This window comes from Flavobacterium sp. (assembly GCF_003525665.1).
Classification (GTDB): domain Bacteria; phylum Bacteroidota; class Bacteroidia; order Flavobacteriales; family Flavobacteriaceae; genus Flavobacterium.
This window is the reverse complement of record NZ_DQDX01000078.1, coordinates 55,819-72,574: the sequence shown is the minus strand read 5'-3', so window position 1 is coordinate 72,574 and position 16,756 is coordinate 55,819. Positions and strand designations below refer to the sequence as shown.

Here is a 16,756-nt window from a genome sequence, read left to right as displayed (position 1 = left end):
AGGTTTGGATTGCATCAAATTTTCCAATCCCGAATTTTCGGGAGAATTTCTGTAAAAGCTTACTTTTTTTAGAAAATTAGAATTCACTAGATTCATTTCTTCCGACAATTCGCTGTCGCAAAACGCATGTGAAATTTCGGCACAGTCGATGATTGTCGTTAATTCTTTGGCACGAAGTAATGGCATTGTTGCAACTACAATTCCACCAGCTTTTAAAACAGCAAACCAACAAGCAACCATCATTGGATTATTAGCAGAACGAATCAATACACGATTACCCGATTTTAATCCTAAATCATCAATTAAAACATGCGCAATCTGATTTGCTTTTTCGTATAAATCTTGATACGTCCAAGTTTCTGTGAAAGTTCGAATGCAAATGTTGTTTCCGCGACCTTCTTTAATGTGATTGTCCAATAGTTTATTTACACAATTTAGCATTTCTGGATGTTGAAACTGCGGTAAATCCAAAAAAGAATATTCTGGAAGAAATTCTAATTCAGGTAAACTATTGTGGGCGAAATTGTCTTCGTAATGTTTCATTTGAATTTTTAATTACAACTCCGACAGAGTTCAAAACTCTGTCGGAGTTAAATTACTTCTTATTACTTTTTGGTTTCAACGCTTTTTTCATTCCGTCAGTTTGTTTTCTTTCGGAAGTTTTTAGCGGATATAAATGTGAAATTCCCATTTTGTATTGATTTGGAATATCATTTGCTTCAAAATTTTCATAAGCTTGAGCGTTTCTAACAAAGTACGGATCCAACAATAATGGTCTTCCCAATGCCACAATATCGGCGCGACCGTTTAAAATTATGGTGTTTATTTGATCTATATCCTGAATATAACCAGCTGTAATTGTTGGAACATGAACTGTAATTCTAACCAAATCAGAAAATGGCGTTTGATACATTCTACCAGTTTGTGGTTTCTGATTGGAAACTGTATTTCCTGTTGAAACGTTGATAATATCGGCTCCAGCATTTTTAAAAGCGCCTGCAATTGTGAGTACATCTTCTTCTGAAATTCCGTTTTCTGCCCAATCGGTTGCTGAGATTCTTACTGACATTGGTTTTTCTTTTGGGAAAACGTTTCGCACTTCTGTGAAAACTCTTAGTGGAAATCTCAATCGGTTTTCGATATTTCCCCCAAACTCATCGGTTCTGATATTGGTTAATGGCGATAGGAACGAAGCTAGTAAGAATCCGTGATGCGCTTGTAATTCGATCAAATCAAATCCTGCTTCATTTGAATTTATAGTGGCTTGAACAAATTGAGAAGTGATTTCATCCATATCGGCTAAAGTCATTTCTTTTGGTGTGGCAAATTTTTCATTAAATGGAATTGCTGATGCCGAAAGTAATTCCCACTTTTCATCCAAATCATTCTCTTCCCAAGGTTTTTTAGTGGCACCTTTTCTACCAGAATGACCTAATTGAATTCCGATTTTAGTTTGAGTATTTTTGTGAATGAAATCGTTAATTTTTTTCCATTCAATTAGTTGATTTTCATTATAAATTCCCGCACAACCTAAAGTTATACGTCCAGTTTCTGAAACCGCTGTCATTTCGGTTAAAATCAATCCCAATCCGCCAATTGCTCTCGAGGTATAGTGTTGAAAATGCCAATCGTTTAACAATCCGTTTTGGGCTGAATATTGTCCCATTGAGGACATTGCAATTCGGTTTTGGAGTTCTAAATCGCGAAGTTTGAATTCGGAGAAAGCAGCAGGAATAGGTTGTAGGTTTTGGTTGAATTCTTCTAAAACTTTATCAGTAAATGATTTATCGCGTAATCGCAAATTTTCATAAGTTACTTTTTTGGCACGTGTCATGCATCCGAAAGCAAATTGGTAAAACGGATGTTGGTTGTGACGGTTCATGTTTTCGAACCAATCTAACGAAACTAAAGCCGCATACTGAATCATCTCGACAGTATTTCTTCTTGATCTATCATATTGTTGAAAAGCAGCTTGAACATCAGTTGGATTTGCCATTACAGCATCAAATAAACCAATGGCTGAATCCATCGCTAATTTTGTCCCTGAACCAATAGAATAATGTGCGGTAGCTTTGGCATCACCAAGTAAAACGATGTTTTTATGAAACCAATTCTGATTTGTTACATGTGGAAATTGACGCCAATGTGATTTATTTGAAATTAAACGATGACCATCTAATTCTTCCTTGAAAATTTCTGAAATTTTAGCTATTGTATCGGCTTCGTTGGTGACTTCAAAATTGAATTTTTGCCAAGTTTCGTCAGAGCATTCAAAAATCCAAGTACTCATTCCGGCTTCGTACTGGTAGCAATGTGCAACGATTAATCCGTGTTCTGTATTTCTAAAAAAGTAGGTGAAAGCGTCAAGTGGTTTTGTTGAACCAAGCCAGACAAACCTGTTTTTCTTTAATTCGATTTTGGTTCCGAATTCTGAGGCGAATTGCGTGCGTATTTGGCTTCCAATTCCGTCTGAAGCTATAATTATATCAGAATCTTCAAATTGGCTTAAATCGTCTACATTGTGTTCGAAATGCAGATTTACGCCTTCTTCTGTGCAACGTTGTTGTAATAATTGTAGTAAAGTTTTTCGGGAACAACCACAAAAACCGTTTCCGGCAATGTTTACTGTTTCTCCATCACGAGCAATAATGATGTCGTCCCAATAGGCAAATTTGCTTCGGATTAATTCATACGATTGCATGTCGCGTTTTAGGAATTCGCCCAAAGTTTCATCGGAAAACACTACGCCAAACCCAAAACTGTCATCCGATTTATTACGTTCGTAAATATCGATTTGACAATGAGGCATTGCTTTTTTTGTTAATATCGCGAAGTATAGTCCGCCTGGACCACCACCAATTATTGCTATTTTCATTTATGCTTAACTTGTTTCAGTATCTTAATTTAAGACACATTTTTATTATTTTTTTGAACACAGATTGGAGAAATTAGAGAAATTTTCTAATTCATGAATTTTATCTTTTTATAGAAAATAATTCACCTAATTTGGCATAGTTTGATCCTGCTAAACGTGCTATGGGTTTGTAGGTTTCTAAATTGATTTTGTAATTTTCCAACAAAATGCTGTCGTCAAAATGCATCATTACTATTCGACCAATTACAATACATGCGCCACCATTTTTGTGATTTTCTAAAAAATAGTGATGCACCATTTCGCATTCAAAAGTTACTAAACTTTCTTTTACACGCATTGGTTTTATTAGCATTGATGGAATAGGAGTAACATCTGCCAATTGGAATTCATCAACATCTGAAGGAACAGTTTGAGCTGTAGTATTCATTTTTTCTGCCAATTCTTCTGTAACCATGTTTACAACAAATTGTCCATTTGCTAAAACATTGTTTAAAGTGTCTTTATTGGTATTGTTTCCGCGAGTTGTAGAAAACATCATATGTGGCGGATCTTCACCAACAGCGTTAAAATAGGAGAAAGGAGCTAGGTTGTTAATTCCGTTTGCATCAACAGTAGAAATCCAGCCAATTGGTCTTGGAATTACCGAACCTGTGAGTAGTTTGTATACGGCAGTATGCTCTAATTCGTTAGGATTAAATTGCATTTAGTTAGTTTGTTTTGTTTGTACACAAATTAACTAAAAAAAGATGAATAATAATAGTACAATTTTGAGGTATGTTTATAAAAGTTTACTTAGAAATAAGTTATTTTATCATTTTATGTTAAAAAACTACTCCATTAATCCTATTCCATTTCGCACGTACAATGATAAGGATTTTCAGTAATTGTTTTACAATGTGATAAATTGAAAGTTTGATTTCTTATGCATCAAACTTTGTTTTATTCATTATTAATTTAGCGATGGATTCTTAGTTTTAATCACTGGTACTATCGACTCTGCAGAGAAAACTATAATTTGCAATACAATCAAAATTAATATAATAATAGCAAATGCATATTCAGAAGATGCTTTTATGGTGGCATACTGAGACTCTACTTTTTTCATGATTAATTTGGATTCTTCTAACTGAATTACTGAAAGTTTGCCTAAAGTAGTAAGAACTTTGTCTGTATAATGCGATGGATTGTAATTGTTTATGGAAAACGTAGGCTCGAATTTATCACTATAAGTAAGTAACTCTTGTGCTATAGTTTTTTCTTTTGGAGTAAGTTTTGTTTTGCTGTAAGCACTGTAAGTAGCATTAAAATTGTCATTTAATGTTATTATTACATTTGATTTTGATTTATTATTGGAATCAGATGCAAGTACTTCTCTAATTTGATAAACTGTACTAGTCATTTTTAGAATGTATTCTTCTGCAATTAATCGATCTTTATACAATGTAGAAATAGAGTCTTTTACATTATTAGCATGTGTTCTTTCTAAGTAATTATTTATGAGTACTAAAACACATAAGGCAAGAAGTACAATTGATGCTAAAAATTTATTTTTGATAGTATCGGTCCATTTCATTTTTAGAACTATTTAAATTAGATAAGTTTTATTTAAAAAACTATTTGCTTTCAAATCAAAGATAACAAAATAGTATTTTACTAATGAACGTTATTGCTATAATCGGATTTTAAAGCAAATAATTAAAGTGTAACCTTCATTGGAATACATTATTAAATTTTATTCTAAAAACTTTACGTTTAAAAATCCTTTTTTATATTCAATGTTTAGTGGATTATAGTACAACTCATCAATATGCGGACTCAAAAGGAATGCTTTTAAATAGACTATGCTTACAATAATGGCTAAAAATAGGATAATACCTTTTGAGATTTTCATTGTTTTTTTAAAATGGATTCTTAACTTTAGTTTTCTAATTTTGAAATATCAATCCCTTTTATTAGCAACCACAAACAGAGACTTAGTTCACCTATAAAAATAGGAATGGCAAGGTAAAGGAAAAGCGGATTTACAAATCCTTTGGAGAGAAACATTGTAAAACTATTGATCAAATAGCACAGTCCGGCAATTGCATAAGCTACTCCAATAATTTTAGGTAGTGCATTCGATTTAAAAAGTACGTATCCAATTAAAATACAATAAAAACCAAAGAACACTAAACCAATTCCGTAGCCTTGTGATTGAACAGTTAAGTATAAAAGTGATAGTGTTGCTAATTGGTTTTCTTGAAAAGAATTTAGATAAGTCGCATTACTTAATAGCAACAATGGTGTAATTTGATTTAATAGATTGACTGCAATAATTGCCGTTTGAATTATAACAAAAGCCATTGCAATTTGCAGTAGTATCTTATTAGATTTTTTGAAAAAGTGGTAGATGATAACTACCGTAGGTATGCCAACTATAAAATTGATAAGATCAGCCACAAAACCCCAGCGATAAAGCATTTCATTAATTTGAATATTGTGTGCAGTTGCCAGTGCATCGTTTGGAACATTTAAAGCTTGTCTAACAAAAACTTCCGAAAATAGTCCGGTAGCAATTACTATTAAATAACAAAATCCTGCAATTCGAGCTGTATTTTTATCTGAAATCATATTATTGGTGGTTGAATCAATTGATTAAAAATGCATTTCGTAGCATTATCAGACCAAAACAAACCTACAAAATTTCTTTGAAAAGTAACTTTATAACAACGCTATTATTTTCTACAAACGCAAAATAGCAAGACCAGCAATGGTAACAAACTGTGTTAAACAGCAGTTTTATTCATTTTTAATTGGAGTAGAGTGCAACATATCTAGTTTCCATCCTTTATCAGTTAGAATTGCTGTTGCGCTTTCTAGCCAATGCGCTTTAAAAACGATTTTATTATCAATCGAAAATGTCGCATAGTTATGGTAGGCAACCCAAGCGGTTTTGTTTGTGACTTTAGTGTCAATAATTTCAATGGTATTGATTCTTGTAGGATTGGGTTTATCAAGTAGCGCTTTATCCAAATAATTGGCAATAGTATCGTTATTCCAAACTTCTCCGTTTTCCAATAGCAGGAAGTCTTTGGTGTAATACTTATCAATATTTTTAGAATTCAATTTCGACCATATTTCGTCAAACGATTCTATTACTAAATTTTTAATTAGTTTTTTGTCGGTTTCATTTGAAACTTGACCAAAGGATAGTGTTGTAAAAAACACCATTACAATTATTGAGATAAGTCTTTTCATTTTTATTGTTTTTAAGTTAGGTAGTAACTTTTTTGCAAACTGCGTTCAGTTGTTCGGTTTTTTATTTGATATCTTTTCTACTTTGTATTGTTGTTTTTTCTTATCGCAGTTTCCATTTTCATATCATTAAATAGTAATATTATTATGGTTTATCGGCGAAAATTAAGTCAAATTTTAAATTTTTAATGTTAAAGTTTGCTTTCATTTTTTCAAATTCTATATTGTTCAAAGGGCCATAAATTCCTTTTGAGTTATCTTCTTCATTTTTCTTAATATCAATCAAATAATAGTTAGTTTCTTCATTAAAATTTTGGTGTTGCTTGGCTATTATGAAACTATCATTATGACCTACTGCGAAAACATAACAATCAATAATTATTTTATAATTACTGTCTGAATTTTTGATTTTTTTTGTAATTGATCTATTCGATTCAAGGTCATTCCAGCCAATTTCATATAGTCCAATAATTTTTTGATGTTGACTTTCATCGAACCAAGCACAGCTATTTATAAAAATGGACAAAAATATTAAAGTAATTATTTTCTTCATTTGTATTTAGTTTCTGTGCGTTCTTCTAAACTGATTTAGTCTGACATCTCATCATCCCAACACCCAATTAAGTCCTATAAGTATGATACATCAAATTTTACTTTATCAAATATATAAAAAAATCCCTAATTGCTTTAGCACAATTACGGATTCTAAATTTTATAAAAATGTAATCTACTTCTTTAGCCGTTAGCAGCTTTTTTTTGTTTTACAGATTTAATATTTGCAAAGTCTTGCGGTTTTGTGAAATATTCGAGTCCTAAAACTAGTAGTATTGAACTTAAAGAATATATTTTCTGCATTATAAAGGCTAATGCCAAATAACCAAATCCATAAACAAAAAAGAAACAGTAATAGGTCAATAAGCAGAGTATGCAGCAAAATTTAAGTAAATGTAGTTTAGACTTGAATACAAAAAAAGTAATAATAAATAGACCAAACAATGTTAAAACAATAGAAATTGTTCCTAGGTCGTGGTAAGGTGTTGCAATTAAGAAAATAAATAAAAAGTTAGCAAATCCGATATATTTTAAAACAGCCGCCCATACTTTTAAAGAAATCTTTTTTGACATTCTAATAAAAAATACACCATAACCAATAGACTGAAACGCCATTCCAAGAATTGCCCAAATCCTGCCCGGGTTTTCTGAGCCATTTATCGCTTTTGCTTCAAACAAATTGCTAATAAAATTTGTAGACCAACCAAAACCTACTGAATTTTTATCAAGCAATGATCCACCAGGATACAACGATGCCGCTATTACAAGCAAAAATACAGAAAGAATCATGCATATAAAAACCAAATACTTTTTAATCATCTGTTTAAAATTTTAGTATACGTTGTTACAAAGTTTTGATATCGTTGAAGGTAATCGCCACTAACGGATACAATGCTGTTGATGGCTGTTTTTATTTTATCCATCCTACATTTCGTTTCCATGTTTCAATTTCCTGCTTTCTTTTGGCAACATCTTTTGGTGGTGTTTGCTTTTCCTCTTGTGCTCTTTCACGAATAAGTTCTGTTTGTTCTTCAAGTGTGTTAAATCCGAGTAATTTTCTTCTTTCGTTTACTTTGATTACGTCGTCAAAATGATTTGGACTTAACATTCCGTACTCATCCCAGTCAAATTGTGTACCGTAAAGTTGCGGAGTTCCTTCTAGCACGGCTATTCGGTCAGTTAAAAAAGCTAAGCTTTTGCGATCAGCTTTTCTTTCTTTCACTGCTATTTCCAATAGTTCTGCACACTTCTTCATAAACTTTGGCTGTTCGATAGAATGTTGAATGATCAACCAAGCAGCTTCATTTGCTTCTTCACCAACTTTGTCTATTGTGGGATATCCAATTACGTTAATTATAGTGTCAAGTATTTTAGCATTTTCATTGTGTAGACTTTTCATTGCTACATCATAACTTTCACTAAGCTTTCCTTTTTGAACAAGTTTGTCTCTTAAAGCCAAGTCCGCATTTTTCAGTTTAATTATTTTTTTAGCAATGCTTTTAAAATCCATTTTTTGATGTGAGTTTGTTTTTTTGAAGTGCTACTCCAAATAGCCACTACATTTCAATATTTTTCTACTAAAACCACCAAAACAAACCTACAAAATTTCTCTGAAAAGTCGAGTAGTAGCCGCCAGATTATTTTCTGCTTTCGTTTCTTACAATTATAAGTTTAGAAGGTATTGATAACGATAGTTGGTAGCCAGGACATGTTGTAAACCACAATTCAGTATTTTGAGACCAATTGCCTTACCGTAAATGTTATCGCACCGGACTAACAATAGTTTTTAGCATCGGACTATTGGCGTCTTTCCAGTTCACTGAGCCTTTGAGTAACCACGAATTGCCAAAAAATAAAAGTGCTGTAGTTTCAAATATAAACGTAGCATATTTGGTAAAGGTAGTCATGCCATATACATTTTCATAAATAGTACTAGCGCCAATAATGACAATACTTGCTAGAATACCATAACCACAATAGCGGTAGATTTTGTTTCGCAATTTCTTCTTTTCATCAAACTGCGATGGTGACTTTCCAGCATCCGATTCTTGAAATATTTTCAAGCAGAAAAAGGCGAAGCACAAGAACAACAATCCAGCACATCCAAAATGAACAGCTTTAAACCAACTGTGCCAAATGATAGGGTTGAGGTAATCGTTGCCAATATAGCCGTTAAACTCAGTCGGAAAAATAGCAACACCAAAGGCAAAGGCACCCGAAAAATTGGATACACGGTTTTCTAAAGTGCTTTTTCCTCTGTAGGTAACTAGAAAGCCACCCAAAACACACAACACACCAACAAAAGCAATGTGCATATAACTGTAGTAATAATGACTTATAGAAGGTTGCAACCAAGCCGTACTTCCTAATAGGTTGTTGCCCAAGAGTAAGGCAAAAGGCAGACACAATCCGAGAATGCCTATCAATTGGCGCAGTTGTAAATAAGAAATGGTGTAGTCGTTGTCTTCTTTATGTTTCGTAGTCATGAGAAAGGAATTTGTGGGTTGGTTACACAAAACTAATTGATAATTTTTAATTGTGTATCAGTATTTTAACGGTATTTGATAGGGTGAAAATCCTTTATTTTTAATTTCATATATACTTGATCGAAAGAAGTTTTTGCTATTTGACGCAATCGAAAAAGGTGTTTTTGGTTAAATACTATACTATTCCTATAAAAAAGTCAATAAAATTGCACACTATGTAATTTTTATTTAAAAAAAATAGCAAAAATGTTTTTGTATTATTGCTAAAATAGTATATTTATGCAAAATTTATATATATGGAGATTGTAGCATGCCCCAAATGCCAAAGCGATAACATTGTAAAAAGCGGTGTCATCAAAGACAGACAAAGGTTTTTATGTAAAAAATGCAACTACTACTTTACGGTTAACAAACTGGGTAAAAAGATAGACAGTTACTATGTAACCAAAGCCTTGCAGTTGTACTTAGAAGGTTTGAGTTTTAGAGAAATTGAGCGTATTATCGGCGTTTCGCATGTTACAGTTAGCAACTGGGTAAAGGAGTTTAAGGTAACCAAACCTAATCATACCGATTATCATCCTACTTATAAGATATATAACCACTTAGAACTGGTAGAATTCCTAAAAAATAAGGATCAATTGAAAGGTGCTGGAATGATTATTACCGAACTAGGCGATAAGTTTATGCTTATAAAATGGGAGCGTTTTAAAGATTAGCTATAGTACTTTACATATATATATATCATAATTTTTTTCATTGGTAAAATTTTAGAATTTGGCTGTGCAAAAATGAAGTACTAACCAATTTTAAACCTTATGAAAAAAAAATTATTAATTGTTGCCTTACTATGCACAGCTTTAGGACATTCTCAAGAGCAAAAAACTCAAGAAGTGCCTTATAAAGTTGATGTATATGGTTTTGCCCGAGTTGATTATAGTTGGGATACAAGACAATCAGCGCAAGTAAGAGAGTATCATTTAAATCTTTGGCCTTTAGATGAAAAATTAGATGCTAATGGTGATGATATCAATCAAACAGGAGCATCAAACTTTTTGTCTGTTGTATCAAGATTAGGCGTTAAAGCTTCGGGACCAAATGTTTGGGGAGCAAAAGTTTACGGTGTTTTAGAGGGTGATTTTTTTGGAAATACACAACAATCTATCGGTTTATTTAGATTACGCCATGCCTATGCTAAATTAGATTGGGAAAAAACATCAATAACTTTTGGGCAAACTTGGTATCCTACTTTTATACCTGAAGTTTTTCCTGGCGTTGCAAACTTCTCTACCGGAATTCCTTTTAATCCATTTGGATGGGCTACGCAATTTAGAATTGATCAAAAATTGAACGATAAATTTAGATTTTCTTTTATAGCCTATAAAGACAGAGAATTTGGAGCTTTTCCTGCAGACGGAAATCAAAACTCTCCGGTTTATAATAGCGTAATTCCTGCAATGCATGGTAAAATCGAATTCAGAAATAAATCAGTTTTAGCTGGTTTCGGAGCCGAATTTTATCCAAATAAACCATTAATTGAGTCAGTAATCTCTCCAGCAATACCTGCATCTGGAACGAATCCTGCTGTACCCGCTGTAATTAAAAAATCAACCGAAACTTTAAATTCAACATCAATTGTAGCTTATATGAAATATAATAACGAAAAATTTCATGTAAAACTTTACGGAATAACAGGAGAAAATTTACACCACTTAGTAATGTTAGGCGGATATGCTAGTTATGCAAATGGTACTAATCCAGTTACGTACGAAGGAATTAAGACCAATTCTGTTTGGATTGATATTGCGAGCAACAGCAAAAAAACTGCTCCTGGACTATTCATTGGTTATACAAATCAAGAAGGAACATCGTCGACAGTTGCACCTGCCAATATTTATGCAAGAGGAATCAATGCATCACGAGGAGTAAAAGATATGTGGCGAGCTTCTGCAAGAGTAGATTTTAAACAAAATAAATTCAGATTAACACCAGAATTTGAATATACAGCAGCTACTCATGGAAAAACTCAATCTGATCTATCTATTTCTGGTAACGAAAATAAAGTGGGGAATTTTAGAGCAACAGTTTCTGCAGTGTATTCATTTTAAATATAATTAAAAACTTAAAACTATAAAAATATGAGTGATAAATCATCAAAAGGAATTTGGAAAGTAATCTCTGCTTCCTCAATGGGTACAATGATCGAATGGTATGACTTCTATATCTTCGGTAGTTTAGCTGTAGTGTTATCTACAAAGTTCTTTCCAACAGATAATCCAACAGCAGCATTCTTATCTACATTAGCAACATTTGCTGCAGGTTTCGTGGTTCGTCCGTTTGGAGCACTTTTCTTCGGAAGATTAGGCGATTTAATTGGAAGAAAATACACGTTCATGGTAACGTTGATGTTAATGGGTGGCGCAACATTTGTAATTGGATGTATTCCGAGTTATGAAACTATTGGTTTTGCTGCTCCGATTTTAGTATTAATTCTTCGTTTACTACAAGGTTTAGCTCTTGGAGGTGAATATGGTGGTGCAGCAACATATGTAGCAGAACACGCACCTGCAGGAGAAAAAGGCTATTGGACTTCATGGATTCAAACAACAGCAACAGTTGGTTTATTCATTTCGTTAATGGTAATCTTAATTACAAAAGCGTCTTTATCTAAAGAAGCATTTGACGAATGGGGTTGGAGAGTACCATTTTGGGTTTCTATTGTAATGGTTTACGTTTCTTTTTTAATTCGTAAAAACATGCATGAATCTCCAGCTTTCGCTAAAACTAAAGCAGAAGGAAAAACTTCAACAAATCCGTTAAAAGAAAGTTTCGGAAATAAATTCAATTTAAAATTCGTTCTTCTTGCATTATTCGGTGCTACAATGGGACAAGGTGTTGTTTGGTACACTGGACAATTCTATGCAATGAATTTCTTGAAAACGGTTCAAAGTATAGATTCTTCACAAGTAGATATGTTACTAGGTGTAGCATTAATTCTTGGAACTCCATTCTTTGTTTTCTTTGGATGGTTGAGTGATAAATGGGGTAGAAAATCAATTATGATGGCAGGAATGTTGTTAGCGATTTTATTATACCGTCCAATTTATAGAGCAATGTATAATTCGACAGACTTGACTAAGAAAAGCGAAATTGTTGCTCAAACTAAAGTAGTTCCTTCGATCAAAGAAATTGATGCTACTAAAATGGATTCTATCTATACTACTACAAAAGCTTATACGGATGGAACTACAGTTGAAGAAATCAAAACTATCCATTTTGAAACCGGAAAAGTAATGGTTGATGACAAAGGAAAAGACAAAATTGAAACTAAAGTTACCAAAATGATTAACAATAGCGACCGTTGGTTCTTAATCTTTATGGTTTTTATTCAAGTAATCTTTGTAACGATGGTATACGGTCCGATTGCGGCATTCTTAGTAGAAATGTTCCCAGTAAAAATTAGATATACATCGATGTCATTGCCTTATCACGTTGGAAATGGTATCTTTGGAGGATTACTCCCAGCAATATCTACCTATTTTGTAACACAATCTAAAGAAGCAGGTGATGTAGAATTTTACCTGGAAGGATTATGGTATCCAATTGGAATTGCAGCAGTTTGCTTCGTCATCGGAATGATCTACATCGACAGAAAAATTAATACTCTTCACGACTAAAACATACAACTATGAACGCATTAAAAAAATATTTAGGAATTGTTTGGATTGCATTAGCACTATTTGTTGCTTACTTTGCAGTAGACATTTTTGGTGGAAAATTATCCTCTGGCAAACAAGATGATTTAGTATTCGGAATTATTATATTTTTTATTTTACTTCCCATGATTGTAAGTGGTTTATTGATTTTTGGTTGGTATGCCATCAACAATGAATATAAAGATTAAATAATGGTATTGGTTAGTCTCAGAAGCTCTTATTCACGTAAGGGCTTTTGGGATTTTTATTGGTAAGGTTTAAAAGGTTAAGGGTTTAAAAGTTTAAAGGGTTTAAGAGTTTAAAAGGTTTAAGAGTTTAAAAGGTTATTTGGTTTATAGACATACTTCTCATAAAAGACTTTTACTATTAAAAATAGAGTATAGAAAATAGAGTATTCAGTTAGTTAAAATTTTTTAAATTATTCTAATTTCTATAATCTGTGTTCAAATCATAAAAACTTTCTTTAAATTCGTGAAATAATTACACACAATAATTCTTGCTAATTTGTGAAATTTGTGTAAAAAACTATCCACAATAACCTTATAAAAACTTCGTGACTTAGCGCCTTTGTGGCAAAGACTATGAAAAAAAGACACCAACAAAAATTAGTAATTGTATCAATGGTATTATTGATAGGTTTAAATATGCCTATTGTTTTGCTATTTGATTCGGCTAATAATTTGTTTGGATTTCCTGTGGTGTATATTTATTTCTTTTCGATATGGTTGCTCTCGATCTTACTTTCAATGCTAATAGTAAAACGATACGATGAATAGTATAGCCTTATTAGTGATTCTTTCGGGCTACTTGGCCGTACTATTTTTTATTGCACATTGGGCAGAAAAAAAAGGAAACAGTAAATGGACAAACAATCCGTATGTGTATTCACTTTCATTGGCTGTATATTGTACAGCTTGGACGTATTACGGAAGTATTGGTGTAGCAGCCGATAGCGGATTGAGCTATCTTCCCATCTATCTCGGACCAATTATCATTGCACCTTCGTGGATATTAATTCTCAAGAAAATCATCCGAATTTCTAGAGTCAACAAAATTTCAAGCATTGCCGATTTCATTTCACTTCGTTATGGAAACAGTCGTTTTCTAGGTGCAATAGTAACTGTAATTTGCCTCACCGGAATCATTCCGTACATCGCATTACAACTCAAAGCAATATCCGAAACCTTTCACGTAGTTACCAAAACCAACATCAGTTCGCTAGTCTTTAACGACACCACAACCTATGTCGCTGTTGCCTTAGCCTTATTCGCTTCTTACTACGGAACACGTTATGTAGATGCTTCCGAAAAACGAAAAGGAATTGTAACTGCTGTTGCCTTAGAAAGTGTTCTAAAACTGGTTTTCTTTGTAATTATCGGAGTTTATGTAACCTATTTCGTCTTTGATGGTTTCGATGATATTTATCAAAAAGCATCGTTGCTAGAAAAATTCAAAGAGAAAAATACCATTGGTGGTTTGCCTCAAGCGATTAACTGGTTTCTACTTTGCATACTTTCAATGTTTGCTATTTTCTTATTACCAAGACAATTTCAGGTTGGCGTTATCGAAAACAATCGAGAGAATCATGTCAATACAGCCGTTTGGTTGTTTCCATTATACCTTTTGATTTTTAATATTTTTGTTTATCCAATAGCTTGGGGTGGTAATATTTTGTTTGATGGAAAAGAGGTAAATTCCGATGCGTATTCGTTACTAATTCCGCAATTATTTAATAATCAAACGCTAACGGTTTTGGTTTTCCTTGGCGGATTTTCGGCAGCTATTTCAATGATTGTAGTTTCTTCCATCGGATTATCAACTATGGTAACCAACAACATTTTGATTCCGTACAATTTAATCGGAAAACTGAAAGGTAACGAGCAAACCATCAGCAGTAAAAAAATTCTGAACACCAGAAAAATAAGTATCTTTTCATTAATTATTACATCCTATTTTATCTATAGATTTTTTGGATTGAATTACAGTCTAGTTTCTATCGGTATGGTAGCTTTTGTAATTATTTCGCAATTGGCTCCAGCTTTTTTTGGTGCTTTATTCTGGAGAAGAGGTTCAAGATTGGGTGCTATTTATAGTATCATCATCGGATTTATTGTTTGCGTTTACACATTAATAATTCCTTATTCATTAGGACTTACAAGCAGTTCAAGCACCTTTATCTCCGAAGGTTATCTTGGGATTCATCTACTAAAACCTTTTCAACTATTTGGGTTAGATTATTTAGATCCAATTCCGCATGCGTTGTTTTGGAGTATGCTTTTTAATTGCATCACATATTTTGCCGTTTCTGTTAGTTTTAAAGGAAATTACCGCGAACGCAATTACGCCGAAATGTTTGTTGACATCACTAAGTACAGCAGCAATCACGAGAATGCTTTTATTTGGAAAGGTACAGCGTATAGAAATGACATCGAAAAAGTTCTAATTCGATTCCTTGGCGAAGAGCGAACAAAACGCGCCATGAACATCTTTAATTTAAAATACAACGTTGATAAAAATATAGAACTTGCCGATGCTAGACTAATCAAGTTTTCAGAAAATCTACTCACAGGCCACATCGGAACAGCTTCGGCGAGAATACTGATTTCTAGCGTAGTAAAAGAAGAAAAAATTACGTTACCCGAAGTGTTGAAGATTTTAGAAGAATCCAAAGAAAACATCATTATCAATAAAAAACTTACGGAAACGTCTAACGAACTTAAAGAAATATCGGCCAAATTGCAAGATGCCAATCAATCTTTAATGATTAAAGATCAACAAAAAGATGAGTTTTTAGATACAGTAACGCACGAACTTAGAACACCAATAACAGCTATTCGTGCTGCCAGTGAAATATTGCATGATGATGACGAAATTCCAGACGAATTAAAAAAACAATTTCTACAAAACATCATTTCAGAATCGGATAGATTGAATCGTTTAATTGATAAGATTCTAGATTTAGAGAAATTTGAAACTGGAAAACAGACCATTCATCCAACGAAAAACAATTTAGTTCAAACAGTAGAAAAATCAATAGAACCTTTACAACAACTCATTAGAAATAAGAATATTGCCATTCATATTGAAAGTAAAGATAAGATAAATGCTTATTATGATGAAGATAGGATTGTGCAAGTGGTAACCAATTTACTATCAAATGCTATAAAGTTTTGTCCAGAAAAAGAAGGATTAATTACGATTCAAATTATTGAAAAAGACAATTTTATTCATACTTTCGTGCAAGATAATGGTAAAGGAATTAATACTAACGATTTTGAAGCCATATTTGAAAAGTTCTATCAATCGACCAATCAGAATATTAAAAAACCAGTTGGTAGCGGATTAGGATTGGCGATTTGCAAACAAATTATTGACCATCACAAAGGTAAAATATGGGCGCAAGCAAGTTTAAAAGGTGCATGCATTGTATTTACTTTGCCGAAACAAAAAGCAGATTTCAGTTAGCAGATTTCAAATAAATAATTATAAAATTGATTTTTGAAGTTGTGTAATAAATTTAAAAAATGAAAAAGATTTTAATAGTCGATGACGAACCCAATATAGTAATGGCATTGGAATATACTTTCAAAAAAAATAACTTTGAAGTATTCATTGCGCGTGACGGTCAAGAAGCGTTGGATATAGTAAAGTCAACATTCCCAGATATGATTATTCTTGACGTAATGATGCCAATGGTTGATGGTTATGCCACAATCGAACAAATTAGAAAAGACAAAAATCTAAAACATACCAAAGTAATTTTTCTTTCTGCCAAAAACAAAGAAAGCGATATCGAAAAAGGAATGGCTCTTGGTGCTGATGCTTATCTAACCAAACCATTTTCTATTAAAAAAGTAGTAGATCAAGTGATGGAATTATTGTCGTAATTATTCGTC

General features: G+C 32.7%; 17 protein-coding genes. 6 read left to right on the top strand and 11 right to left on the bottom strand.

Going from position 1 to position 16,756, the window contains the following annotated elements; translation table 11 throughout:
* The 11 genes from DIU01_RS05715 to DIU01_RS05665 all read right to left on the bottom strand — a co-directional run.
* Positions 1 to 543, bottom strand: a 543-nt coding sequence (locus tag DIU01_RS05715; protein ID WP_290832359.1) for an AMP-binding protein, incomplete at its 3' end; no start/stop codon positions are given.
* A gap of 52 nt (positions 544 to 595) precedes the next feature.
* On the bottom strand, positions 596 to 2,875 hold the full coding sequence (locus DIU01_RS05710) for a bifunctional salicylyl-CoA 5-hydroxylase/oxidoreductase (protein WP_290832357.1): 2,280 nt from the start codon (positions 2,873 to 2,875) through the stop codon (positions 596 to 598).
* A 100-nt stretch (positions 2,876 to 2,975) separates the two neighbouring features.
* Positions 2,976 to 3,578 (bottom strand): flavin reductase family protein, encoded by a 603-nt coding sequence (locus DIU01_RS05705; RefSeq protein ID WP_290832355.1) that lies wholly within the window; start codon positions 3,576 to 3,578, stop codon positions 2,976 to 2,978.
* Between the two features lie 246 nt (positions 3,579 to 3,824).
* Positions 3,825 to 4,448: an MCP four helix bundle domain-containing protein gene (locus DIU01_RS05700; RefSeq protein WP_290832353.1), complete on the bottom strand. Its 624-nt coding sequence runs from the start codon at positions 4,446 to 4,448 to the stop codon at positions 3,825 to 3,827.
* A 159-nt stretch (positions 4,449 to 4,607) separates the two neighbouring features.
* Positions 4,608 to 4,766: a hypothetical protein gene (locus tag DIU01_RS05695; RefSeq protein ID WP_290832351.1), complete on the bottom strand. Its 159-nt coding sequence runs from the start codon at positions 4,764 to 4,766 to the stop codon at positions 4,608 to 4,610.
* Between the two features lie 26 nt (positions 4,767 to 4,792).
* A complete protein-coding gene (locus DIU01_RS05690; RefSeq protein ID WP_290832349.1) occupies positions 4,793 to 5,485 on the bottom strand; it encodes a DUF4386 domain-containing protein in 693 nt (230 codons plus the stop codon).
* A 168-nt stretch (positions 5,486 to 5,653) separates the two neighbouring features.
* Complete coding sequence (locus DIU01_RS05685) at positions 5,654 to 6,112, bottom strand: DUF4440 domain-containing protein (protein ID WP_290832348.1); 459 nt, start codon at positions 6,110 to 6,112, stop codon at positions 5,654 to 5,656.
* Positions 6,113 to 6,254: 142 nt separating this feature from the next.
* On the bottom strand, positions 6,255 to 6,662 hold the full coding sequence (locus DIU01_RS05680; RefSeq protein ID WP_290832346.1) for a DUF3997 domain-containing protein: 408 nt from the start codon (positions 6,660 to 6,662) through the stop codon (positions 6,255 to 6,257).
* A gap of 182 nt (positions 6,663 to 6,844) precedes the next feature.
* Positions 6,845 to 7,480 (bottom strand): hypothetical protein, encoded by a 636-nt coding sequence (locus DIU01_RS05675; protein WP_290832344.1) that lies wholly within the window; start codon positions 7,478 to 7,480, stop codon positions 6,845 to 6,847.
* A gap of 91 nt (positions 7,481 to 7,571) precedes the next feature.
* Positions 7,572 to 8,171 carry a DUF6624 domain-containing protein gene (locus DIU01_RS05670; RefSeq protein ID WP_290832342.1) on the bottom strand — a complete coding sequence of 200 codons (600 nt, stop codon included), beginning with the start codon at positions 8,169 to 8,171 and terminating at the stop codon, positions 7,572 to 7,574.
* 250 nt (positions 8,172 to 8,421) lie between these two features.
* Positions 8,422 to 9,147 (bottom strand): hypothetical protein, encoded by a 726-nt coding sequence (locus DIU01_RS05665; protein ID WP_290832340.1) that lies wholly within the window; start codon positions 9,145 to 9,147, stop codon positions 8,422 to 8,424.
* 296 nt (positions 9,148 to 9,443) lie between these two features.
* On the opposite strand from DIU01_RS05665, the gene DIU01_RS05660 reads away from it, so the two are divergent.
* From DIU01_RS05660 to DIU01_RS05635, 6 genes are all read left to right on the top strand, one after another.
* Positions 9,444 to 9,863: a helix-turn-helix domain-containing protein gene (locus DIU01_RS05660; protein ID WP_035127320.1), complete on the top strand. Its 420-nt coding sequence runs from the start codon at positions 9,444 to 9,446 to the stop codon at positions 9,861 to 9,863.
* Positions 9,864 to 9,962: 99 nt separating this feature from the next.
* Positions 9,963 to 11,252, top strand: coding sequence for a hypothetical protein (locus DIU01_RS05655; protein WP_290832335.1), 1,290 nt, complete (start codon positions 9,963 to 9,965; stop codon positions 11,250 to 11,252).
* 30 nt (positions 11,253 to 11,282) lie between these two features.
* The gene (locus tag DIU01_RS05650) at positions 11,283 to 12,821 is read left to right on the top strand and encodes an MFS transporter (RefSeq protein ID WP_290832333.1); all 1,539 of its coding nucleotides are present in this window, start codon (positions 11,283 to 11,285) and stop codon (positions 12,819 to 12,821) included.
* An 11-nt stretch (positions 12,822 to 12,832) separates the two neighbouring features.
* A complete protein-coding gene (locus DIU01_RS05645; RefSeq protein WP_290832331.1) occupies positions 12,833 to 13,048 on the top strand; it encodes a DUF6814 family protein in 216 nt (71 codons plus the stop codon).
* A 580-nt stretch (positions 13,049 to 13,628) separates the two neighbouring features.
* A complete protein-coding gene (locus DIU01_RS05640; RefSeq protein WP_290832329.1) occupies positions 13,629 to 16,325 on the top strand; it encodes an ATP-binding protein in 2,697 nt (898 codons plus the stop codon).
* Between the two features lie 59 nt (positions 16,326 to 16,384).
* Entirely contained in the window at positions 16,385 to 16,747 is a 363-nt protein-coding gene (locus tag DIU01_RS05635) for a response regulator transcription factor (RefSeq protein WP_290832327.1), read from the top strand.
* Positions 16,748 to 16,756 lie beyond the last annotated feature (9 nt).